Origin of the sequence: Roseovarius sp. CAU 1744 (assembly GCF_039839345.1) — a bacterium.
GTDB lineage: Bacteria > Pseudomonadota > Alphaproteobacteria > Rhodobacterales > Rhodobacteraceae > Roseovarius.
The window spans coordinates 195,489-217,112 of record NZ_JBDOQV010000006.1; the positions used below are offsets into that span (position 1 = coordinate 195,489).

At 57.8% G+C, this 21,624-nt stretch carries 25 protein-coding genes and 2 pseudogenes; 8 read left to right on the plus strand and 19 right to left on the minus strand.

Features of this window, described 5'->3' with window-relative positions:
- Positions 1–99: 99 nt before the first annotated feature.
- The 12 genes and pseudogenes from AAFO92_RS13800 to AAFO92_RS13855 all read right to left on the minus strand — a co-directional run bounded on the left by AAFO92_RS13800 (position 100) and on the right by AAFO92_RS13855 (position 11,780).
- The gene (locus AAFO92_RS13800; RefSeq protein WP_347536075.1) at positions 100–1,152 is read right to left on the minus strand and encodes a hypothetical protein; all 1,053 of its coding nucleotides are present in this window, start codon (positions 1,150–1,152) and stop codon (positions 100–102) included.
- Positions 1,149–1,703 (minus strand): hypothetical protein, encoded by a 555-nt coding sequence (locus AAFO92_RS13805; protein ID WP_347536077.1) that lies wholly within the window; start codon positions 1,701–1,703, stop codon positions 1,149–1,151. The genes AAFO92_RS13800 and AAFO92_RS13805 overlap by 4 nt, the downstream gene beginning before the upstream one ends.
- A 1-nt stretch (position 1,704) precedes the next feature.
- Positions 1,705–2,025: a hypothetical protein gene (locus AAFO92_RS13810; protein WP_347536079.1), complete on the minus strand. Its 321-nt coding sequence runs from the start codon at positions 2,023–2,025 to the stop codon at positions 1,705–1,707.
- 2 nt (positions 2,026–2,027) lie between these two features.
- Positions 2,028–2,642, minus strand: coding sequence for an HK97 family phage prohead protease (locus tag AAFO92_RS13815; RefSeq protein ID WP_347536081.1), 615 nt, complete (start codon positions 2,640–2,642; stop codon positions 2,028–2,030).
- A complete protein-coding gene (locus tag AAFO92_RS13820; protein ID WP_347536083.1) occupies positions 2,642–3,895 on the minus strand; it encodes a phage major capsid protein in 1,254 nt (417 codons plus the stop codon). The genes AAFO92_RS13815 and AAFO92_RS13820 overlap by 1 nt, the downstream gene beginning before the upstream one ends.
- 3 nt (positions 3,896–3,898) lie before the next feature.
- Entirely contained in the window at positions 3,899–4,237 is a 339-nt protein-coding gene (locus AAFO92_RS13825) for an HNH endonuclease signature motif containing protein (protein ID WP_347536085.1), read from the minus strand.
- On the minus strand, positions 4,228–5,742 hold the full coding sequence (locus AAFO92_RS13830; protein WP_347536087.1) for a terminase TerL endonuclease subunit: 1,515 nt from the start codon (positions 5,740–5,742) through the stop codon (positions 4,228–4,230). Before AAFO92_RS13830 ends, AAFO92_RS13825 begins: the two co-directional genes overlap by 10 nt.
- Complete coding sequence (locus tag AAFO92_RS13835) at positions 5,739–6,110, minus strand: HK97 gp10 family phage protein (protein ID WP_347536089.1); 372 nt, start codon at positions 6,108–6,110, stop codon at positions 5,739–5,741. Before AAFO92_RS13835 ends, AAFO92_RS13830 begins: the two co-directional genes overlap by 4 nt.
- Positions 6,111–6,458: 348 nt before the next feature.
- The gene (locus AAFO92_RS13840) at positions 6,459–7,874 is read right to left on the minus strand and encodes a helicase RepA family protein (RefSeq protein ID WP_347536091.1); all 1,416 of its coding nucleotides are present in this window, start codon (positions 7,872–7,874) and stop codon (positions 6,459–6,461) included.
- Positions 7,875–8,492: 618 nt separating this feature from the next.
- Positions 8,493–9,422 (minus strand): alpha/beta fold hydrolase, encoded by a 930-nt coding sequence (locus AAFO92_RS13845; RefSeq protein ID WP_347536093.1) that lies wholly within the window; start codon positions 9,420–9,422, stop codon positions 8,493–8,495.
- Between the two features lie 470 nt (positions 9,423–9,892).
- Positions 9,893–10,636, minus strand: a pseudogene (locus AAFO92_RS13850) (DUF4172 domain-containing protein); the annotation flags it as partial.
- Between the two features lie 211 nt (positions 10,637–10,847).
- Positions 10,848–11,780 carry a LysR family transcriptional regulator gene (locus AAFO92_RS13855; protein WP_347536095.1) on the minus strand — a complete coding sequence of 311 codons (933 nt, stop codon included), beginning with the start codon at positions 11,778–11,780 and terminating at the stop codon, positions 10,848–10,850.
- 126 nt (positions 11,781–11,906) lie between these two features.
- On the opposite strand from AAFO92_RS13855, the gene AAFO92_RS13860 reads away from it, so the two are divergent.
- From AAFO92_RS13860 to AAFO92_RS13880, 5 genes are all read left to right on the plus strand, one after another.
- Positions 11,907–12,548 carry an NAD(P)H-dependent oxidoreductase gene (locus tag AAFO92_RS13860; protein WP_347536097.1) on the plus strand — a complete coding sequence of 214 codons (642 nt, stop codon included), beginning with the start codon at positions 11,907–11,909 and terminating at the stop codon, positions 12,546–12,548.
- A 10-nt stretch (positions 12,549–12,558) separates the two neighbouring features.
- Entirely contained in the window at positions 12,559–13,200 is a 642-nt protein-coding gene (locus AAFO92_RS13865) for a glutathione S-transferase family protein (protein WP_347536099.1), read from the plus strand.
- A gap of 156 nt (positions 13,201–13,356) precedes the next feature.
- Positions 13,357–14,001: a YceI family protein gene (locus AAFO92_RS13870; RefSeq protein WP_347536101.1), complete on the plus strand. Its 645-nt coding sequence runs from the start codon at positions 13,357–13,359 to the stop codon at positions 13,999–14,001.
- Entirely contained in the window at positions 13,998–14,765 is a 768-nt protein-coding gene (locus tag AAFO92_RS13875) for an SDR family oxidoreductase (RefSeq protein ID WP_347536102.1), read from the plus strand. The genes AAFO92_RS13870 and AAFO92_RS13875 overlap by 4 nt, the downstream gene beginning before the upstream one ends.
- A 105-nt stretch (positions 14,766–14,870) precedes the next feature.
- Positions 14,871–15,056, plus strand: a complete 186-nt coding sequence (locus AAFO92_RS13880) for a hypothetical protein (RefSeq protein ID WP_347536104.1) — start codon at positions 14,871–14,873, stop codon at positions 15,054–15,056.
- A 4-nt stretch (positions 15,057–15,060) separates the two neighbouring features.
- Here the strand turns inward: AAFO92_RS13880 and AAFO92_RS13885 are convergent, their stop codons facing one another.
- From AAFO92_RS13885 to AAFO92_RS13900, 4 genes are all read right to left on the minus strand, one after another.
- Complete coding sequence (locus AAFO92_RS13885) at positions 15,061–15,720, minus strand: SCO family protein (protein WP_347536106.1); 660 nt, start codon at positions 15,718–15,720, stop codon at positions 15,061–15,063.
- Between the two features lie 47 nt (positions 15,721–15,767).
- Complete coding sequence (locus tag AAFO92_RS13890) at positions 15,768–16,334, minus strand: hypothetical protein (RefSeq protein WP_347536108.1); 567 nt, start codon at positions 16,332–16,334, stop codon at positions 15,768–15,770.
- A 4-nt stretch (positions 16,335–16,338) separates the two neighbouring features.
- Positions 16,339–16,710: a hypothetical protein gene (locus tag AAFO92_RS13895; RefSeq protein WP_347536110.1), complete on the minus strand. Its 372-nt coding sequence runs from the start codon at positions 16,708–16,710 to the stop codon at positions 16,339–16,341.
- 278 nt (positions 16,711–16,988) lie between these two features.
- Positions 16,989–17,417 (minus strand): YHS domain-containing (seleno)protein, encoded by a 429-nt coding sequence (locus AAFO92_RS13900; RefSeq protein WP_347536112.1) that lies wholly within the window; start codon positions 17,415–17,417, stop codon positions 16,989–16,991.
- Positions 17,418–17,603: 186 nt separating this feature from the next.
- Between AAFO92_RS13900 and AAFO92_RS13905 the strand changes: the two genes are divergently transcribed.
- The 3 genes from AAFO92_RS13905 (at position 17,604) to AAFO92_RS13915 (ending at position 20,077) form a co-directional block, all read left to right on the plus strand.
- The gene (locus tag AAFO92_RS13905; RefSeq protein ID WP_347536113.1) at positions 17,604–18,359 is read left to right on the plus strand and encodes a hypothetical protein; all 756 of its coding nucleotides are present in this window, start codon (positions 17,604–17,606) and stop codon (positions 18,357–18,359) included.
- Complete coding sequence (locus AAFO92_RS13910) at positions 18,356–19,180, plus strand: hypothetical protein (RefSeq protein WP_347536115.1); 825 nt, start codon at positions 18,356–18,358, stop codon at positions 19,178–19,180. Before AAFO92_RS13905 ends, AAFO92_RS13910 begins: the two co-directional genes overlap by 4 nt.
- A gap of 165 nt (positions 19,181–19,345) precedes the next feature.
- Positions 19,346–20,077 (plus strand): trimethylamine methyltransferase family protein, encoded by a 732-nt coding sequence (locus tag AAFO92_RS13915; RefSeq protein WP_347536117.1) that lies wholly within the window; start codon positions 19,346–19,348, stop codon positions 20,075–20,077.
- Positions 20,078–20,157: 80 nt separating this feature from the next.
- Here the strand turns inward: AAFO92_RS13915 and AAFO92_RS13920 are convergent, their stop codons facing one another.
- The 3 genes and pseudogenes from AAFO92_RS13920 to AAFO92_RS13930 all read right to left on the minus strand — a co-directional run.
- Complete coding sequence (locus tag AAFO92_RS13920) at positions 20,158–20,790, minus strand: LysE family translocator (protein ID WP_347536119.1); 633 nt, start codon at positions 20,788–20,790, stop codon at positions 20,158–20,160.
- Between the two features lie 246 nt (positions 20,791–21,036).
- Positions 21,037–21,333, minus strand: a complete 297-nt coding sequence (locus tag AAFO92_RS13925; protein ID WP_347536121.1) for a hypothetical protein — start codon at positions 21,331–21,333, stop codon at positions 21,037–21,039.
- 2 nt (positions 21,334–21,335) lie between these two features.
- Positions 21,336–21,620 (minus strand): annotated as a pseudogene (locus tag AAFO92_RS13930) (acyl-CoA dehydrogenase family protein); the annotation flags it as partial.
- Positions 21,621–21,624 lie beyond the last annotated feature (4 nt).

Sequence of the window (21,624 nt, forward strand, 5' to 3'; positions counted from 1 at the left end):
GAGCGCTGCACATGAAAACGCCCCGGCCCTGCCGCGTTGTTCACCCATGAGGCACGGCCAACCTCATATTGCCGGTCAAAAAAGGAAACCCGGCAATCACTACGTCTCCCAATCTACAATCTTTAGCGCCAATGCAGGATCAACACCGGCCTCCTTTGCCGCTGAGAGCGCCTGGACAACGCCAACTGCGGCACGTGCCCGACCACCTGCATCGTACGCTTGCAACGGTCGCATCACATCAATCTCGATCTGATCTCCAAGCTTCTCGCTGGCCTCTTGAGCAATCATCTTTGCGATCGGTTGCAAAACCCACTGCGAAAGATGCCGCTGGCCCTCTCGGATCATTGGTCCGTTTCCGTTCAAATTCACAAAGCCGGGTAGAATACCGTAGGCAAATAGTATTGAGTTTCGGGCATCTGCCAACGTGTCGCGCGTCATAACCCGTTGAAGGTCTGGCGTAAGATCGTGCGGCTTCCAATCCAGGATTGGCGCAGGACCGCCCGCCGCCGAGACGTTCACAGATTCCCGCACGAGAACCTTACCGCGATTTCTGCGGAAACCTTTTGCAAGCATTTCGAGGTTTGTCTCGGGGCTTTCAGGGAATGGTAGAACCTGGCTTCCGATCGGCGCCAATTCGTAAACCTCGCTAAGCGTGGTCTCTACGGCCTGTAATAGCCCAGCGGTCAGTTGAGACCGCCTAAGCGGCGCCTGACCGACGTAAGGCATCGATGCGTCGCTTCCCACGCGCAGATGCAAGACCTCGCCAGCTAGAACAGTTTCGGATTTTCCACCACCGGTATCTGCTATCCCGACGCGATAAGCGGTTGGCATCGAGAACTTTGTTGAGAGATCCCAATCTGAGCATGGAATAAGGCGATCTTCTCTTATCACAAACAATGCTTCACCGCGAAGTGCCAGTGATCGTGCGGCCAACGAAAGAACACTTGGGGTCAGCAGTTCTGTTCCCTCTACATCGGCAAGCGATATCCCGCCTTCCCAGAGTGTCACGCAAGACTGAACTGTACCGGTCAGCTCTGCCAAGCCAGATTGTCCCGTAATATAGTCTGCTCGCGCGGCCAACACTTGAGTCGTGTATCCCGTGCCGCTTGCCCGTGTTTCTTCAGTTTGCTTTCTCTTGAATGGCCAGATCACGATGCCCTCCGATAACTGCGCAGCAGGTCCGCGGCACCGCTCCACTGGAGCGCCCTGGCGACCCATGCCGGATTACGTTCAATCGTTTCCGAAATGCCCTTGATATCGCCAGTGTGAACCGAAGCCCCAGGGCGACCGGTCAGCATATTGCTCTTATTGGCATCAGCGCTGTATTCGGCCAGTCGGCGAAAAGCTTCTGAAACAGCGGCCGGGACGTTGCCGCCACCAACAGATGCGGATATTCGGTAGGGACCATCGGTCGCGAGACACAACCCATCAAGGGGTGATGTGCTCAATGTGACCGCACCCCAAGTCTCACCGTCCCAAAGTTCGGTTGTGTTAATGGTTGCAGGGGCAAGCGGCGGAGACCAGAAACCCTCCCCCTCCACAATCCAAACCACTTCCCGTGGAGAATACCTGTAGGCGGTATGAGCCTCGATCCTTTCCCAAACCATAGCTTCATCAAGAGCAGCTGCGTTCGCAGATAACCCACTCGGTGCGTCAGGATATGCGGCCGGAACTTCTTCCGTCTGTTTGATCGTAACGCTCATATCAAGCCTCGATCAAAGAAATGGTCGAGCCCGGCGGCATCGGAATCCAATTCCAACTACTATCTAGAGATACATGCGTCATTGGATCGTTGGCGTCTGCATCGCCAGACTGACCAGGTAGATTGATGCGGTAGCGCGTTTCTACCGTTGTTTCGATGCGCAGCAGGTGCGTGCCTGCTGGTGAAGGCGTCGAAACAACCGCAGAACTCGACGTCGTGACTTGCTGGCGCGACACATAAGGCTCAAGTTGGAGGCCATTCGTTTTCGCCAGAGCTTCTTCACCAGTTATCGCTTTGTAGTGCCATAATTTTGCAATCGCCATTTTCAGGCCCTCCATCTTTGGATTGTCGGTTTTGTGCGCGTGGGTGCAGGCAGAGCCCAGGAACGGGCCTCAATTTGAGCCTCATCATATGCGGGGCGCGTTACAGCGCTGACCTCATATAGCAAGGCTTGGTGCACCGTACGGATGATCGCATTGAAAGCCCCATTCTCAGGATCGTTGCCCTCGTCCTCCACAGTCTCAGCATCTTCGACGGCGCGCTTCGGTGGGATTCGGAACCCCGGGGAAAGGCCAACGATCAAACCAGCAAAGAATGATCGTAGGAAATCCGCGACATAGGTAACTTCCTGCATTTCCTCGGTAATCAGTGCTTCAAAGAGGAGTGCTTCTCGCGTGTCCGTAAGCATCAACGTACCCGCGCTTCGGGATGCCAACGGCCTGTCGTAGCTGTGTCCAATCAGAAAATGGATATCTTCGTTCGGATCATTGACACGATAGGCAAACGCATTCGGTGCGATCACCTCTTTTCGCGGTCGTCCAGTGCGGCCCCCATCGCTGAGGACCGCCCGTTTGCCGTAGGGAAACCGGCCTTGCAAGGCCATTGCGCCTGACGATCGCCTGCGAAGCTCGAGGCCACCTTCTGCAAAGCCTGTCAGCATCACTGCACCCCGTTCAAAATACGCGTCTGAACAGCACGGCTGATTGTCACGTCCATCGTCGTGAGTGCCGTGAGGCGGAGTCCGCCCGATTGTGCGTCACTGTAAGGATCCCGGATCAGATCAATTGCGCCCCAGGTGCCGACGTAAAACGGCGCCACACCGCCGGCATTTGTTGTTAGAACGCACTTGCTCACGGCCGGATCACCGCTCGGAGCTTCCAGAGCGTTGCTGGACATAACAACCGATCCAATCTTCTCGCTCATGCGATCCCATTCCGAAACTGCCGTGCCGGATACCAGGTCGCCATCCATGCCGTCCCAGATTTCAGGACGCATCAGAAGCCGAACCGCCGACGGGCCAGCCGCGGCGTTCTGGATCATGAACTGCACGGTCTGGCTGCGGAACACCGCCCAGTTGGCCGCAGCATCAACATCGACTTCCACGATCCCCCAGGTTGCGGCGCCAGCGAAGAGCCCAGTCGGTTCGCCGGCAGATCCGGATCCTTGGAATACTGCCTTGTCCAAGGCTTCTTCGATCGCACCGTTCATGTCACGACGTACAGCTTGCTCGAGTGCAGTGCCGGACTGTTTCAGCGCCTTCCTGGTAATTTTCATCTGGACGCCGAGGTTGTGGTCAGGCTTCAGCGGCCGATCAACAGTGGTGTATGCCGAAGTTCCGGGCACGTTGCCGGTCTCCGATGCGGCCCAGCCAGCAGATACCGCGCTTGTCGCCACCGGGTACTCCATGGCGCCAACTCCGACATTGACCATAGATCCACCCATCTGCGCTGCAACAGAACCGGCAAAAAGGCGTTCAATGATCGGTGCAGTGCGGATCGGATCAGGAGTGCCAGCGGCGACCGTTTCACCGGCGCGAATTTCCAGGGCTTCCCACGGCACGGGCAATCCACGATAGCCGCCAGCGCCACGTAACTCCGTGACCACTTCTTCTGTTTGCCCGGATAGCTTGGCGCCCTCATCAAGAGCCAGAACGACTTGGCGCATCTCAAAGCCGGCCATGACTTCGGCCCATTCCTTTTCGGAACGGGTTTCAAGCTCCTCACCCGCTTCTCGACGCTCTTCGTCTTCAGCGATCAATGCTGCGCGGTACCGTGTTTCATTGTTGCGATACTCAGTATCGAGCGATTCCATCGATCGTGTTTCGTCTTCAGTCGGGCTTTCCTTCCCGACCAGTTCTGCCAGTTCCTGACGGATTTCCGACTGGCGACGGCTGATTTTCACTGAATCAAGCATTGTTTATCCTTTCTGCTCGATAAGGTTACGCTGCATATCGCGCAGCAGGTCGCGCCATTTTTGGCGGTTAGGAGGCAACGGTTTGTGGCCGACCTCCAATCTCGTTTTCCGGGCATGGCAAGAGCCGCAGAGAATCTGCAAATTCGAAAGGGTGAACGATAGATCGGGCCTGTCGCGCACCGGAACGATGTGGTCACATTCCAGCCGTCGCCGTTCGCCGCATTGAACGCATTGCCAATCGTCGCGGTCCAATGCCTGCAGGCGCAGCGCCTTCCAACGTGGCCCGCGTGTCACTTTCTTTGAGTGTGCCACATAGTCTGAGCGTTTTCGGTTCATCCCCATGCGATGCGCCCTCCGTGATGCGCTGGACGGCCCATCATGCGTGCACCCTGAGCAACGGCCAGAACGGTTGCCGCCGCTGCGTCAATCCGGCCTGTAGATCGGGCCTTGGCCAGTTTCAGGTTATTGGCTGGATCACGAAGGCAGACCGCATCCGCAAAAGCAGAGCGCAACAGGAGGCTTGGTGCAGTCTGGACCTTCCCGTCATAGGCCGCGCGCCGGAAGCGTTCGCAATCCTCGCCGCCATTTTTGAACCCAAAGCCGCGCCAGATTACAGGGGCTCGGATACCGGCCTTGTCTATGGCTTCCCCAAGCTCCGATTGTTTGTAGCGATCGGTAACCAGAGCTGCGACGTCTTCACCTTCAACTTGCCGCATTACTTCGATCAGCCAAGGTGCGATCGGAACTGTCTGATCTCCCAATGTGGAAAGTTCACTACGTTCGTGCATTTCGATGTAGCGAGAACCCACGCCATCATTTGCACCCCTGTCCGCTAGTCCAGGTTTGCCGGGAAAGGTGCCCAATGCTTCCAGGCGCCCGGTTTCCGGCCAGTAGAACGCCGCTGCGGTCATGCTGGCAGAACCCCCTAGGTCAATGCCGACAACCACCTGACCGCCCCTGTCCGGTAACTCCCCGGTCTCGCAGGCCAGCCATTCATCCACAGTGATCAAGACATCGCGTGTTTCGCCTGAAACGCGTTCATTGCGGTTGTAGAGCCGGAAGCTGGTCAGGGTGGAGCCGCCGCGTGCAATCGCCCGTCGTGCCTGACCCTGCAGCCATTCCAGCGATGAACCGATACCGGCAATCGCGCCGGGGTTAGCTTCCTTGAGACTGTCGAGATCGTCTGCCGGTAGGCCTGGCGCGGGCCGATGTTCCTGCCGGTAGACACCGGGCGTTTCTTCATCCAACCAGACCGAAAACGGGTGCCCATCATCGGGCGCACTGGTCGAGATGATCAGAGCCCGCCCGCCGCGCTTACCCAGACCGGACAGCAACGCATGCTCCAACGCGTCGCCCTGATCGGCCTGCCAGTGACCGCGCTCATCCATCAGCACCAGCGTCGGTGCCGACCCCAGAGCCGTCTTGCCATCGGCGGCAATCACGCGAATGAAATGCCCGCCGGCATCGCCGTCATACTCGATTTCAAGGCGCGGGCTGCGCCGGATCGTGAACTGTTGTTGCACTTCCTCGGACAGCGAGCGGATGAAACCCACGACGAAATCAAACGCGATCCGCCCTTGGTCGCGCGTCCGGGCCGCGATGATGATTTCACGCCGTGGTTGGTCGTCCCATTTGCCCATACAGGCGCCCAGGGCGATGCCCGCAGACAGCGCGGTCTTTGCGTTGCCGCGCCCGATAGACAACACGGCCACGTTGACACCATCAACCAATGCGCCTTTCACGAATTGCTTTTGAAACGGCGCTAGCTTTAGTGGTTCTCCAGCCTTCGGACCTTCGGGTATTTTCAACGTTTCGAGGAACCGGATTGCCTTGGTGGACGCCTTCATTCCGCAGCCCTCCTGATTGCCTCGGCAACCACTGCATCCCATTGGACAGCGGCACCGCGCACGAAGAAATGGCCCTTCCGATTGTTGCCACCATATTCGACAATCCGCGCGTGATCAGCTTCCCATGTTACCATCACGGTATCACCGAGCGTCAGGTTGTTAACCGCGGTCTGATAGGCAGCTCTGCCTTGCCCAACGAGGCCACCATTGACGTAGACATGCAGGCTGTCTTTGAGCACACCCGTCTCCTCTGGCGCTCGGTCCTGCGCTATCCTGGCAACTGTCTTGGTGCTTTCGATGGCAATTGTCTCCAAATTGGCTATTGCTTTTTCGCTCCAAAGCCGGACGGTCTTTTCGAATTGGCTCATGGTTCAAGCCCTCCGCACAGCGCGAACGCATAACCCCGCCCCGCGTGCCCGGCCCCTCCCAAAAGGCGGACCATTGGGACCAGTCCGGGGACCAGTCCGGCAGTCAATTTACGCAGAAATTCTCTCGCGGTGACGAGTTGTCGAACATCAAAACAAAAAAAGTTCTTCAATTCTGCGGAAACAGAGGGGGGTACCCCCCACCCCCCTCCCCCTTGGTGGTGGGTACGCCCAGCCCTATGGCTACGCACCGTCACACCGTCACACCCCTTAAGGGGTGTGTGACGTTTGTGACGCCTGGATGCGTCCGCACATGCTGTCACTTGTGACGCACTGTGACGGTTGTGACGCTTAGTCATTGACCTTCCTCCAAACCCATTCACCTGCTTCTCCGATGATACCCGCCTTAGCTAATTTGCCTTTGGCTCTGCCAAATGCAGTTCGCTCAGCAGACTCGCCCTCACCCTGTGACAGGCGGCGAAGACGGCACTCTTTACGCCATACTTCTAGCCGCACACCTGACCGGTCAGACGGGCATAGATTGCCGCTCATTGGCTCGGTCTCTCCACGTTCAATGAGGGCATCCAATGCTGACAACGCAATGCCGGCAGCGCCTGCAATGTTGGCTGTGTTCCTGCGCACCTCGGCCGGTTCGATCACCGCTGAGGTGACGTCTTCCCCGTCCTCGTCTTTGCCCAAGGCAACAGTCCGGAGCGAGAATGCGAAGGGCTCGCCCATTTGCATATCGCGCTGCTTGCGCTGCGCCGCGGTCGTAATGCCCCACTCGCCCTGAAGTTCGATTTCGGTATCAACTGCGGCCCGGAGCGATCCACTACCTCGCGCGCCTTTCGTGGTGTCTTTGCCTGAGTGGTGAACAACCATGACATGACAGCCGAGCGATTGCCGCAAAGCGTCAATGTTGGCGATGTACTTGCCCATATCCTTAGCTGTGTTTTCGTCACCTTCACCCATCGTGCGGGCCAATGTGTCGAGGACCACCATACGAACGCCCAGGCCATTTCGACGCGCCATGTCGATCAATGCCACCGCATCCGTTGGCCTGAAAAAATCCAAGGTCGTCGGTAGAAGTTTAAACGCACGTGTGGAAAGCTCGGGCCTGTCGAGCGACAATGCCTTTACCCGGCCCTTGATACCGTGCCCGCCCTCTGCGGCGACATAAATCACTGCTTCCTGTGCAGGGTTTGGTGCTACCGGCACACCATGCCAATCAAGCCCTGCAGCAACATGCGCCGCAAGATCCGTGACAAAGAACGTTTTACCCACATTTGATTCACCATAGACAACCGATGCAGAGCTTGCGTCGATCCAGCCTTTGACCAGGTGCCGAGACGAAAGGCTTGGTTCAACATCCGGCATGTCAGAGAGCTGGTCAAAGAGGCTGTCGGCGCGATCCCTGGCTTTCTCAGGCTCGGGCGGAAATTGTTGCAAAACCCAGTCCCAAGCCTGCCCTTCGTCATCAACATCGAGAGCAAAGGCGATAACATCCAAGGGATCGAGATCGTTGGCATAGTCCGGCCCCATGATCATTCCAAAATCACTGCCGTCCATCAGAAGGGTGTTTTCTCCCTTCTTTGCGTTCCACCTGAAAGGATCTCCCGAGTTCTGGTGACGTTCCTCGACTTCATCCCACGGAAGGCGTGGAAACCAGTCGTCTATATGCTGACGTAGCTGAAAATTTGCATCTCTCGGCACACCCGTAACCGGGCAGGCATGCAAAAATTGAGAAGGCGGGTAACTCATGGACATGCCCGATCCCCCGCGCTATTATGAGCGCAGAATTTCTGAACACAGGCCGTGTCGGGAATTTGGCAATAGACCTCGGTTGCGCCCGCCAGCGCACCGGGGTTTTCGTTGGACAAACCAGAAGTTTCCCCAATGATTTCAATGGGGGTATTTTGGTAAGTTGGACGAACTATGTCATTGATTTTGCTGAATTCTGGCACAACCCTACGGGCTGCCACTTCCCGCAATAACTATTTGTATTTCAAAAGTTTTTTATGGAATCCACTGGTTTAGCTGCCTTACTATTTGCCATCCATTACTGCATTTGCGGCAAAATAGATTTAGGGGCGCTAATTCGTAGCGCGCAAGCGGGCGGAAAGCCGACTTTTGCTGCTGACGCAAAACACCCTTGGGTCATTGGATTTAGCAGACTTTGAGCGACCCTTTTTGGCGAAGCCAGTCAGCTCATGGTCGCAAGCCTGAGAACGGATACTACCATTCACCGATGGCCCATAGTGGACAGAAGTAGTCATTTCCTTGGATCGGCGTAGGAATTTCGCTAGTTTCGCGAAAATCCCTCCCGCCGTCCGATGTCCGAAGTTTGCAGCTAGTCAATCGAAGCGCTGTAACCTCAGATCTCCTTTACCCGATGAAAGACAGCACGTGATCTGCCACTTCTCGAGGTGCGTCTTCTGGGCTGTAATGGCCAGCACCTGGCAGGCATTGAATTTTGCCATTCGGAAAAGCCGCCTTGAACAGTGGGAGAAAGTGCTTCGCGTGCAGCGTCTGGTCTTCTTCACCCCAAAGCGCAAGCGCTGGTTTCGCACTGATCGCTTTGCGTGCCGCAACGCCCGGCTCTTCGAACCTGTGTGCCTCGGTGGCAAACCCCTTGGCCCATCCGATAGCGCCGGCAGCTTCTGCCGGTGTCGGGAATGGCGCGCGATAGGCGTTGAGCCAGGCCTCCGTCACAATCGAGGAGTCCTCGAAACCGTTCAGCTTCAACGTGGACAGGATCGTGTAGTCAAGCTGGCCCAGAAGCGGCTCAAGCGTGCCGTCGTCATGCGCTTTCAGGATCCACTGAAACCAGGGGGCCTCGCTGGCATTAGCGACCAGCCGGTCAATGAGATCGGCCTGGCCGAACGGCGTTGGCCCGTTGACGGAGACAATCCGTTTTACCAGATCCGGGTGGCGACTTTCGAACCCCATGCCCGTCGGCCCGCCAAAGTGATGCATCACAAGGGTCACGTCGCGCAGGTCGAGAGCGAGAGCGATCGCCTCCAGATTATCGACATGATCCTGCAGCCAATAGGTTCGATCACCAGGCGTTGCACTCTTGCCAAAGCCCATATGGTCAACCGCCACAACCCGATGATGGCGCGACCACGCGGCGATCTGGTGCCGGAAGAGATAACTCCAGGTGGGTTCGCCGTGCAGCAGAAGCAGAGTCTCGGGCCCCTCACCGACATCAATGTAATGGGCGGCGTATCCGGGCGCATCGGTGTAGCGTGCGGGAAAAGGCCAGGTGCTATCAAAAGTGGCATCGGCCGGCACGGCGGGTGTCGGTAGGGTCATATTGTACTCTCAAAAGCTCGGGGGATGGTCGTCCGCCGCCTTCCGAAAACTCAGAAGCCTCGCAACGGCTGAAAAAGCGCGAAGCGACAGAAGCGGAGGAAGGTTCGGGCTTGAGCGCATACAGTTGGCCACATATTCCTCGGTGGGAGCACCTCAAAGCAGCACAGCGCGTGACTGCCATGCCCGCAAGCCCATGCGGTACTTAGCTGCCATCGCCTACCGGCCCTTTCCTGCCGTTGACCACTGCCGCTCAACGCTGCCCCCGCGGCCCGCATTGCCGGCATTTGTGCATTGCGCAGCATTTCTGCGTTATAAGAGCACCAGCCCTTACAAACAAATTCTAGAGTAGCCATTTTCAAGAAGTCTCGGTGAATCTGGCTTCAGAAGAAAAGAATAGAACGGTGATGCAAGACGTTGACTTTGTTAAACAGCTCTTGGTGTCCGTTCATTGGACGCACCTTCCAACAGATAAACCACGCCAGCCAGGGCGTGACATCAAGTGTCTTCTGGTGGCGTTCCAATTGGTCATAACACGCCTTGCGGTCGCGCTCGATCGTGAAGCCAAGCGCGATGAGGCTGGGTTGGCCGATATTCTGAGCCATGGATTTTTCGGCCAGGGCGCGCCCCAGCCGACCATTCCCGTCCTCAAGAGGATGGATGCGTTCGAAATAGAGATGAGTGTTACCGGCACGGGTCACTGCAGGCAGCGCGTTTGCAGCATATGGCGCCGTTCCATTGAACCACTCCACATAGCATCCCATCCCATCTAGGACCTGATCTGAGGGCGGTGCCTCACAATGCACTGTCGGGCGGTCGTGGCGGCCGGAAATGATCTGTATTGCATCCTTGTGCCACCGGAACAGTGTCTCGTGCGCCAGCGGCTCGGCATAGGTGGAATAGACATCGACCATCATCTCGGCGACCCCCTGCTCTCGCGGCTTTGCCGGATAGCTGTCCGGTGCCAGGCCAAGATGGCGACGCAGCGAGGATTGCACACTGAGCCGGTCCAGCATCTCGCCTTCGATGGCACTGGTTTTTATCGCTTCGTCGCTGAGCAGGTCGATGCGGGGTTGATCACGTTCTGACGCGCCTAAATGACGGATGGCACCCAGGATTGCACCAGAAGAGAGCAAGAAACTCTCTTTCAATGGCGCGATTGTCGACGCATCATACCGGAAATCCGACCATCCATTTATCTGCAGATTCCACGGCATGAGCGATAGAAGTCCTTTCTATAACTCACATATGACGAGATTCTGAGCTATAGAAGTCAATCCTATACCTCAGACAATTGGTTAACTGTTTGCAAACCTGTTTCACCTGCCCCGCCACAAGATGACATCCGCAGAATGTCGCGAACTCCGCACCGCTGCCATGGTTGCGTGGCGTGATATCGCTCACCCCCGAGCCGCGTGAGTTTCGCAATCAGCCCAAATTTCGGGCTCGGTCAGTTGATTTTATAGTGCCTCTCCTGCTTCTTAGATGGTCGATGAAGACGCGCAGTCGCGCAGGGACATAGGTTCGGCTGGGGTAGACCACCCAAGCGGCGGTATCGAACCCGGAGATGCTGGCCTCCCAATCCGTGAAGAGAGGGACAAGCGCTCCGTCATCCACATCATCGGCAATTGTCCAGTCAGCGAGCAGCGCGAGGCCCAGCCCGTCGAGCGCGGCCCGCCTGAGCGCAAGCGCGTTCGAGATTGTCAGCCCGGTATTGGGTGACGCGATCCGGACCGCTGAACGTTCGTTTTTCCGGAACCGCCAGTCCGGCGGGACACCTGGCAGCGAGAAGAACAGGCCAGTGTGGCGCTGCAATTCCTGTAAGCTCTGTGGCGCACCGTGTTGTTCAATGTAGGAAGGTGCGGCCACGACCTGATAGCGCGTCTCGAACAGCTTAGAGGCGACAAATGCTCCGGATATTGAGGGGCCAAGGCGTAACGCCATGTCGATGCCTTCCGATGCAATATCCACCACGGAATCGGTCAGCCTGAGATCCAGAATGATCTTTGGATACGCGTCCCGGAAGGAGGCAACCCGCGGCATCAGCCACCTCTCGCCAAAGGCAACCGAGGTTGTCACGGACAAGACACCCGACGGATCGTGCACGCTGTCATGCGCAGCATCCCGAGCCACAGATAACTCCTCCAAGAGCGGCGCAATACGATCAAGATAGACGCGCCCGGCCTCGGTTAGGGACAGGCGGCGGGTCGTGCGTTCGAACAGACGCACGCCCAGTTCTTCCTCAAGTGCTGCGATCTGGCGCGACACGGAAGAGGGGTCCGTGCCTTTCTCACGCGCGTGGCTGGCGAACGAACCACTGCGTGCCACACCTGAGAAGGTAGAGAGGCTGTCTACATCCATCACAATCTCCAGCGAGCACCAATTCATGCGAATTTAGCACGACAGAAGTTCCATATGGGGCATTTATCTGTCAACACGCATTTATCATCTTCCTCTCAACACATCTCAGTTGAAGGAAAGATCCCAATGACCCGTATCCTGCGCATCGACGCCTCCTCACGGCCCGCAATTGATCTGGCAGGCGGAGAAGGCTCCTACAGCCGCGCGCTCGCCGATCGCATCGTGTCAGAGCTTGAGGCAAAATACCCGGGCGCGGATGTCGTGCACCGTGACCTGGCAGTGGATCCCATCCCGCATATCGCGGAGGCGACCATCAAAGGGTTTTACACCCCGGTTGATGCGCTCACGGACGACTTGCGTGACGCATTGGTCCTGTCCCATCGGGTCATCGCAGAGGTCAAAGCCGCCGACGCGATTGTCATCTCGGCGCCGATCTACAACTTTTCCATCCCCTCCGCGCTCAAGGCCTGGATCGACCATGTGCTGCGGATCGGGCACACCTTCGCCTATGAGGATGGCCAGTTCCAAGGCCTGGTCGAAGACCGCCCGGTCTATCTTGCGCTGTCTTACGGCGCGGGCGGGTATGGCGATGGTGGCCCTTTGCAGAGCTACGATCAGATGAAGCCCTATCTGACGATGATCCTGAATTTCATCGGCCTGACTTCCGTCACCGCGCTGAGCATCGAGGCCACCACCGCGGACGCCGCCACCATCGCTGCCGAGCGGGAAAAGGCGTTTGCGGCGACCAGGGCCGCGCTGGCGGCGTGAGGGCGGTCTGATGACGCCACCGGTGCTCTATTGGATCTCTGGCAGCCCGCCCTCCTGGCGGGTGATGCTAGCCCTAACGCTCAAGGGCATTCCGTTTACGTCCAAGCGCCTTGACCATGGTGCCGGTGAGAACAAGCAGCCTGCGTATCTGGCACTGAACCCCAAGGGGCAGGTGCCCACCCTTGTCGATGGTGATGTGGTGATCCGAGAGAGTCTTGCCGTTCTGGCTTGGCTTGATCGGGCTTATTTGCACCGTCCGATCTGGGGGGCCGATGCAGGCCAAGCTGCGCAGATCTGGCAGGACGTGATGCTGATGGAGGGTGATCTGCGCCCTGCGGTGACAGTCACAGCACAGTCCCTTTTGCGTGGGATGCCACTGCCCGATGCGGAGCGGGATGCGCTTTTGGTCGGGGTGGATGCCCTGTCCAAAACCCTTGAAACGCAGCATTTTCTGGGCGGCGGGACACCGATGGCCAATGATATCTGGCTCTATCCCGCGCTGCACTGGATCGCGCGCGGCGTGGTGAAATCGGGCGCGGCGCCTTTGCCCATCGCGCGCTTGACCGAGGACCGGCCCGCCCTTGCCGCCTGGATGGCCCGCATTGCGGCGCTGCCGGGCGTGGCTGAGACCTATCCACCGCACTGGAGATAGATCATGACATCCGCCGCTCTCCAGCCGATCACATGCGGCCCGCCACCGAACAGCGCGGTCGCCCATCCCGTACCCAGAAATCCGGCCAGTTCTCTGGATTGCACCCACCCGGCCCACCGGGCCACTCACCCTCGCAAACCTGGGAAAGGAATCGCAATGTTCCGCACTCTGGCTTTTGCGCTGGCCGCGTCCACGGCGCTCGCCACAGCAGCCACTGCCGAACAGGTCGAATGGACCCTCGACCTGGGCCATGCCCATATCGGATGGGAGATCGACCACTTTAACGTTGCCAACACGGTCGGCCGGTTCAATGACTTTGACGGCACCTTCATGATCGACGAAGCCGACCCGTCCAACTCGCAGATCAGCTATACGATCCAGGCGGCCTCGGTCGACTCGAACCATCTTGGCCGTGACAACCACATCCGGCAGGCCGACTATCTGAATGTCGAGGCGTTCCCGGAAATCACCTTCCCCTCGACCGAGGTACAGATGCTGACCCCGACCACGGGCATTCTGACCGGTGATCTGGAGATGCTGGGCGTGATGGCATCTGGCGGCGCATTCACGCTGCCTGGCACGCCGACCTTTCGGGGGGTGATTCACCCGGTCGCCCTGTCTGGAACCATCGTCATCAAGGGCGACACCGCAACGGTTGCAGCCGCGACAACCTTCGAATGCGCCCTATTCCAAACCGACAACGGACAGAATGCCGTCGCGCAAGAGGCGCACGTCCGTGTCAATCTTGTCGCCACGCGTGCCAAAGGAACCAACCCGCTCAACGAAAGGATAACGTCATGAAATCCATCTCTAGAACCGCCCTCATCACCGGTGCCAGCCGCGGCATCGGCGAAGCCGCTGCGCGCCACCTCGCCACGGCCGGCTGGACTGTCGTGCTTACCGCGCGCAGCACATCCGATATCGACCGTATCGCAGGCGAGATTCTGTCTGACGGCGGGAAGGCGATTGCCCGCACACTGGATGTGGCGGACCACAATGCCGTCGCCGCAACCATCGACCAGACAGTCGACGCGCATGGCAGCCTGGATCTCTATGTGAACAATGCCGGTCAAATGAACCCCATCGCCCGCATCGCCGACAGCGACCCCGAGGCCTGGGGCAACATGGTCGACGTGAACCTCAAGGGCGTCTATCACGGGCTGCGCTATGCCATTCCTGCCATGATCAACACAGGCGGTGGGACCATCGTAAACATCAGCTCGGGCGCCGCGAACTCGTTCCTGGAAGGCTGGTCACACTACTGCGCCACCAAGGCCGGTGTCCTCCGCCTGACCGGCGTCGCGCATAAAGAATACGGCGCCCAAGGCGTGCGCGTCGTCGGCCTCTCGCCAGGCACCGTCGCCACCCAGATGCAGCGCGAGATCGCCGCCTCACGCATCAACCCCGTCAGCCAGATCCCTTGGGAGCGTCACATCTCTGCCGATTGGGTCGCCAAAGCCATCGAATACCTGACCACACCAGATGCTGACCCGTGGCTTGGAACCGACTTCTCCCTCAAGACCGAAGAAGGCCGCGCTGCAATCGGGATGAATGTGGACGCTTAGGATATTCGTTGCAGACGACGCGCAGAGCACCGCGCAGGCCACGTGATGGCCTGTGCCGAAAGCCGGGCGGAACCCGGCGACCGATGCGCCCCGAGGAGACCTGTCATGCTGACCGGCATCCCGAAAGACGATTCAATTGAGCAATACAAGCGCATTCTCGAACACGCCAAAACTGATCGCCAACCCGTCGTGCGGTTGCAATTGACAGGATTGGCATTGATCTTCTTCTGGCCGCCACTGGCAACGTGGCTTCCGTCGCTGGCGTACCAAGATGCGTCTGGCGGGCGCTGAAAAGTTATTGTGTCAATGGTGCAGCCAAGACGTAGGCACGCACAATCTCGGCCACCCGTTCCACATCGAGGATAGGCGGTACAATTGTAAGTACCTCTCCACGAGGCGAAAGCAGAAAAATATGGCTACCATGCGCATAGATTGGTCCTAGTTCCGGATCGACAAAAGCAACCTCCCGTTCAATCCCGAAGGCGGCCCACGCAGATGCAAGATCTGCCAAATCGCCCGTCAAGCCGGAAAACGCAGGATGGATCGACTGCAAGGGGGCATCGATAGACTCTTGGGTATCGCGCTCTGGATCGATGGTGATCATCACCGGGCGCAAATCGATGTCTTCCGCCGCCAAAGCATCGACAGCTTGCCCCATGATAGGAAGGGCAACTGCGCAAATCGAGGGACAATTTGCGTAGCCGAAGAACAACAGCTGATGCTTGCCATCGGGGTCAACCTCGGTGCGCGGAGTGCCCGCGCTTGTGACCAGTTCGAACGGACCGCCAACATCAAAGGGCAGTGGTGAGGCCGTAACCGGCGGGCGTGCCACAGGCTGGATTTTGCGGGTTTCTTCCAGATGGGCCTTCGCCTCGGCGGGATTCTTGTGGACCACACCATCGTGCGCTGCCACGGACGTGCTGACCGCGATCAGCAGGGCTGTCAGTATTCGCATGTTATCCTCTCGTTGCTGGCATGCCTCCCGTGAATCGAGGCAGAAGGTCAGAACCAGTCGGCGATGAAAGCTTCGTCAGCTTCTGCCCCAAGCCCAAGATAGCCTTCCTCTGCGATCTCGGCCTTGATGTCGGGATCGCGGCGGAACCAAGGTCCTTTGCCCTTGGCTTCCGGGTTGGCGGCGGCCCATTTCTTGGTCCATGTGTCGGCTTTGGTCCACTCCTCCGTGCCCGAGAGCCGGATCTTCTGCACAAGGTACACGTTTTGCGCCCCGAGTTCGGGATCTGTAATCATCAGACCATCCACCTCGACAGTTTGGCCGCAGAAGGGCAGCAGCTCTTGCACGGCACCGGTGAAGACAGGTTGACTGTTCTTCAGGGGGAACACCATCACGTTATCGACTGTGCGCACCAGTGTCAGTTGCAGCGCGCCACCTCCACAGTTTTCGGCGCATTCCCCAGTCAACTCGCAGAGCGGATCGGTGACACGCGCCTCGAAAAAGGCCGGTGCCTCACCGTAAAGGTTCCAGGCACGTGCGGTGGATCGTTCGGAAAAGTCCTGTGCGGCCAACGGGGCCGCAAGGACTGACATGATCACAGCCGTCAAACGTTTCATCGGTTCACTCCTTCGGCTCTGGAATGGCGAAACCAGGGACTACGCCCCAATCGCCATGATTGGCATTCGTGATATCAAGATCGGCGACGACCTCTTCGACCACGATGTAGTTGATGCCATCACGCTCATAGAACATGCCGTCGGCGGTCAGTGTATGAGACGCAACCTTGAGCACCGTTTCATCAGAGGCGACCCCCGCCGCACCGGGGTATTTGAGCACCATGTAGACCGTTCCGTCTTCGGTCAGCAGACCCACCGGGATGCCCCCGGCGGAGCACCACAGCGCGCAGGTATGATGCGCCGATCCCACGACAGCCTCTGGTCCGCCCATGACACCAGAGAAGTAGCACCATGTATCAATGGCCTCTCCAGTCACCTGGATCCGCTCTCCGGTTTGGGCATTTGAAGCGGAAGGAAAAAGAAAAACCGCCGCAAGAACCGCGGCTACGGATGATGATCGGTGCATGACATTCCTCCATTAGCAGGTATTGAACGTTAGCAAGTCTTGGACTGGCCGGCCCGTCCCAATTTCATGAGCACTAGTCCCTGTCAGAGGTTTTGCCAGCCACCTTTCCGACATTGAGAAGAGTGAACGGCTTTATGCTCATGGTGAAGCAGCGGCCCAAACAGCCGCCGCCTGATCTTGCTTTCTACCTAGAAAGGTTCGATCTGTGTCCAGTTGGATTCGCCATCCGCGATGTGCTTGGTGATGTCTGCACGCCACTTGTCCCGTGCGCCTTCATGGACAAATGTATAGAGCTTGCCGTCCACCATTTCCGTGACGCGCGGGTTACCCGGACGCTTGTAGCCTTGGGACGCTGCCCATGCACAATAGGCGTCAAATTGCGGAGCATACGCCTCCGGCTCAGACTTGAAGGCGTCCCGGTTTTCTTCCGTGCTAAAGGTCCAAAGCGCGCCGTCCCAAAAGGTGAAGAACTTTGCTTCGCCAGGAGTTGGTGCATCCTGGAAATAGGTTACTGGATCATAGCCACCGAAAGCTGTCCCAAGTGTGTTGCCAGCCAGTGCCGGCATGGCCATTGCAGAGCAACCGGCAAGAGCGATTGCGGCGATTGTCTTTTTCATATTTCAATCCTCAGTTTGAGGCAGAAGGGGGGATTGATCGGCCAAGCCCCCTCTCTTCAGCCAAGGTTTCAAGCATTAGTTCTCGTATCATCTCAGACACATCAAAATAAATACTGGGAAAAATTCCCATTGTAAATAAATGTGAGTTCACAAAAGCTTGTGTCTGCCGTATAGACTTTTAACCTGATGGATGAGCAGGAAAAATCACCTTCAGAGCAATTGCTGTTTGCTCTGCTGCAACCCGTAGCCAGGCTGATGATCGACAGCAGTATCGGCCTTGCGGGCGCTGTGGAGATGCTCAAGATCGCGTTGGTGAACGAAGCCTACAAGAACGCGCCGGAAGCCTCTGCCAGTCAGGTCAGTTTGATGACCGGCGTTCATCGAAAAGACATCAAAAGGCTCGACGGGGGAAGTCAGCCCTATAGCAAAACGTCAGCTGCTGCCCGGGTGCTTACCTTATGGCAAAATGAGCCCGACTACTTGGAGGCGGGAACGCCCCGTGCACTCGCTCGACAAGGCGAGGTTGGGTTCGATGCGTTGGTCAGTTTGGCAAAGGTGGACGCCGCCCCAGCAACTGTTCTTTCGGTCTTGCTCGCTTCCGGAAATGTCGTGGAAGAAGACGGTCTGATCCGGTTTGTCACGGCATCCATGGTTCCTCACGACCGCGATGAGAAGATTCGCGCAGCCATCGCAACGCTTGTGCCGCACCTCGATACAACGGTCGGCAACCTGGTTGGCGATGTCGAGCTTTGGGATCAAGCATTGCGTTACTCTCATCTTTCGCAGGCAGCGGCTGAGGAACTGGCGAAAGACGCAGCCAATATGGCGATGGACATGCTGCAGGCCTTGAACACAAAAGCGATCGCTCTCCAGGCCGAAGAAGAGGGCACAACCCTATTTGTCGCCGGTACTTATGTGAACAAGAAGGCTCAGCAGGAATGATGCGGATTTTATTACCAATCGCATGTCTTTTACTGGCCTGGCCCTTGTTTCCGCTGGCCGAGGAAAAGGAGGGCGGGATTATTGGAACTGGTGTTATCGGCCAAATCACCGCGCTCGACCGGTTCGAGGTCAGTGGTATGGAATTTGGTTTTGCGCCTGATTTTGAACTTGTCGGCGTGGGATCAAGGGATGACCTGCGTCTTGGAATGACACTGGTCTTGGCCACTGGCCGGAATGGTGCGGATTGGCAGATCCATACCTTGCGATATATGCCGCTTTTATCTGGTCCGGTAACAGCGCCGGGCGAAGTCATGGGGGTGCCGATTGTTGGCAGTTTGCCAAGTTCTGGATCAGTGCAGATAGATGGGTTCTGGACAGAAACCGGGATCGTCGCTTCGCGCATCACCGAGTATTCGGAAGAAACGGCACAGGTCTCCGGCATCTACGATGGGAACGGCCGTGTCGGTCACGTTCCGGTACAAAGTGCGGACCTTTTCGATTTCACCGCCGGTCAGACACTCACCGTCACTGGCCAGTTTCTGGACGGTAAGATTAAGGCCGTGTCAGTGACAGACGGCCTGTTCACCGGTCCATCGCCTGAACTCGTGCTATTGGAAGGGTTCTACCGGTCCATGAAATCAAGCGGCGAACTCAATCTGCATGGCATAGCTTTCGCAAGTGCGACGGTTGAGCAGGATGTCGGCTCTGGGGTTTTGGTGCGTCGCTGCGCCTGGAAGGGCCGCACGGACTTTTCGCGCAGCGCGCTGAGCGAAAAAGATGAAGAAATGGTGAGCTCGTTTTGCGTAAGCGCATCAAATTAGAGATCGCCAACTCGCTGCGCGCGTTACCCGTGTCATCGACGCTGCCTTCAGCACGGGAGGTCAAGGTCGGCAGGCCTTTGCGGCATCTGCGATGCTTCACCGGCAATCGACAGCACCGGCTTTCAGCTTTGCATCGCCCACGAGGGGGACGCGCTTGTGCCCTAGATGGTGCTCGCCCGCGCCCATCTGGAGCTTTCGGATAAGCCGAAAATGGCCACCGTCCTGTCCGAGGACGCCCTTCGCGAAGTGGCGAGCGCGGCTGGGGTCAAGGATACGGACGAAGACTGTCGGTTGCTTCATCTGACCAACCTGACGCCCCCTTTGGTCTTTCAGGCCAATCCCCGACGCTGCCTGCGTGCGTCGGCCGAATTGGGTCAGGCCGGCCTTGTTGCCTCTTACATGATGATGGGGGCCACGGCGCCGGTGGCCGTTGCCGGGGCGCTGGCGCAGGGGCTTGCGGAAATCATGGTGGGGCTGGCTTTGACGCTAATCTATCGCCCCGGAGCTCCGGTGGTTGGTGGGATATTTGCTACCCCGTTTCCGATGCAGTTCATGGGCCCGATCTTTGGAACACCAAAATCTCACCTGGCACAATTGGCCTGTTGCCAGCTGGTGCACCGACTCGGGGTTCCCTGCCGTGGCGACGGATTGGTAACTTCTTCCAAGATCAATGACGCTCAGGTCGGATATAAAGGCGCCAGCGCCTTCGCAGCACCTTTGACCGGAGGAGCCGACCTGATCCTGCACGCGGCGGGCTGGCTGGAGTCTGGGCGGGCCATCGGTATTGAGAAGTTCAATTCTGAAGAGGCGATCCTGGAGGCGCAACTCTCAAATCTCCACGGCCGCCATTCATCAGGACCTTCTGAACGACGGCTGTGGGCCGCAAGCTGCTATTAACAAAGATCTCCGCCAAAGACCGCTCTGCGGACGGAGCGCGCTTTCGCCGCGGCTGCTCCGATGACTGCTCTACGATCTGCTTAGAGCTGAGGACGTTTCGAAAGCAACGTCACAAAACCTGCTCCAATGATCGTGAGACCGGCCACCCTCGAAATCCCAACTTGGAGCTTCGGCGTATTGATGGCGTCCCCCGCTTTGCTCGCAAGAAGTGCGTAACCGGTGTCGACAAACATTCCAGTCAAAACGAACAACGCTATGAGGACTCCTGCCTGCGATACATACGGGAGGGTTGGGTCAATAAACTGAGGCACGAAGGCAGCAAAAAACAGAATCCCCTTGGGATTGAACAACATCACGAGAAAGCCATCCCGGAAGGACTGAAAAGGAGTCTCAGTGTCGTCCACGTCCGTCGCCGAGAGCACTTTCGGCTGTGTCATCAAAAGCTTAAAGCCAAGATAGAACAGGTACAGCGCACCCGCGATCTTGAGGGCCTTGAACGCCGAGGATGAGGCGAGCAAGAGAGCTGACACGCCCGCGAGCGCCAGAGTTGCGGCAACGGCACCACCTATTGCGATGCCAGCAATCATCGGCAGCGCAACCTTCCGTCCTTGAGCAACGGACTTTGAAATAATCAGCGCGATTGTTGGACCGGGAACGACCAAGAGTACAAAGGTAGCGCTGAGGAAAAGGAGCAAAGTCGTCAATTGAGGCATCAAGTGGTCCAATCTGCACTTAGTGTTTCATGCAGTTTCGCACGCACCGCACCAGATTCCCAGCTCTGTCGAGAGAATGTGAACCGTCTGCCCTTGCGGTCGTTCACACACGTCGCAGCATTCTGCACATTGGGCTCGAAGCAGACAATTGCCGCAGTTCTCTCGAACGACTGGTTACTGCGGGAACACTGGCTCGAGTGCTACTTTTCCCGCCCGGTTTTGCCGGTCGGAGCAGACTGGCATCTTTCAATCGACTACGGAAAGTGCCCGGTCGATGCTGCTGAGGACGCGCTCGACATCGGCAAATTCACCGCGGATGATCTCGCGGATGCCTTCATCCTCTTGCGCTTCCAGATCCGCCTGGTAGGCCTCCAGACCTTCCTGCCATCTGGCGCGCCGCGTCCGCCACATTTCGAGCTCTGCGGCCTCTTCCTTGGTCATCGGGCCCGCCACCCAGGCCTGGCCGGTGATTGCGCGCCCGAGGATCAGCGCGTGGATATTACGGGTGCCTTCATAGGTGTTCATGGTTTCAAGGTTCAGCATGTGCCGAATGACATGAAATTCTTCGGATATACCGTTGCCGCCAACCCGCCGTATTCCTCGGGACCAGTGACACCAAACAGGCCGGCCTCGCCCATCTCGCGGAATATGCCGGGGTCGGTGCTTTCTTCGCAAAAGGCCTTCATCACGCGGGTTTGCAGCCGATCCTGGGCGAAGCCGTGGGCCGCGCTGCGCAGCATGCGCTCATCCTGGTCCAGCTGATCCTCGATGCGGAACGCATCAACCCAATCGAAAAGGCCGGGGCCAGAGCCGTTCATGTCATTTGCCATCTTG